This window comes from Pseudomonas sp. B611 (assembly GCF_055407965.1).
Genome location: NZ_JBUZST010000049.1, coordinates 1 through 933, shown reverse-complemented (window position 1 = coordinate 933; position 933 = coordinate 1). Strand labels below are relative to the sequence as shown.

Below are 933 nucleotides of genomic sequence, written 5' to 3'. Positions count from 1 at the left end.
TTGGTGAAATACCCGCCTCACAGGAATCGAACGGTTGAGTCCCGATGAAACAGATGTCCTTCGCCGATGCTGAGTACGCCGGCAAACGTAAGCAGACCCGCCGTGAGCGCTTCCTGATCGAGATGGATCAGGTCGTGCCCTGGAAGGGCTTGATTGCCTTGATCGAGCCGCATTATCCGAAAGGTGAAGGCGGTCGTCCGGCGTATCCGTTGCTGGCCATGTTGCGGGTTCATCTGATGCAGAACTGGTTCGGCTACAGCGATCCGGCGATGGAAGAATCACTCTATGAAACGACGATTCTGCGCCAGTTCGCGGGGCTGCATCTGGATCGAATTCCCGATGAAACCACGATCCTCAACTTCCGGCGCCTGCTGGAAAAACATGAGTTGGCGGGCGGGATCTTGCAGGTCATCAACGGCTATCTGGGTGACCGTGGCTTGATGCTGCGCCAAGGCACGGTGGTCGATGCGACGATCATTCATGCCCCGAGTTCGACCAAGAACAAGGACGGCAAGCGCGACCCGGAAATGCATCAGACGAAAAAAGGAAATCAGTACTTTTTTGGTATGAAAGCGCACATCGGCGTCGATGCCGAATCCGGCTTGGTGCACAGCCTGGTGGGCACGGCGGCGAATGTGGCGGACATGACTCAGGTCGATCAGTTGTTGCATGGTGAGGAAACTTACGTGTGCGGCGATGCGGGTTATACCGGTGTGGAGAAGCGTGCTGAGCATCAGAACCGCACGATGATTTGGTCGATTGCCGCGCGTCCCAGCAGCTATAGAAAGCACGGAAAAAAGAGTTTGATCGGGCGTATGCGACGCAAGATCGAATACGCCAAAGCGCAGGTGCGGGCCAAGGTTGAACATCCCTTTCGCGTGATCAAGCGCCAGTTTGGCTACACGAAAGTACGCTTTCGTGGCTTGTCGAAAA

At 55.7% G+C, this 933-nt stretch carries 1 protein-coding gene; it reads left to right on the top strand.

Annotation, left to right across the window (positions count from 1 at the left end; translation table 11 throughout):
- Positions 1-44: 44 nt before the first annotated feature.
- Positions 45-933: IS5 family transposase (locus ACZRMO_RS30215; RefSeq protein ID WP_463975274.1), on the top strand; the 889-nt coding region annotated here is incomplete at its 3' end.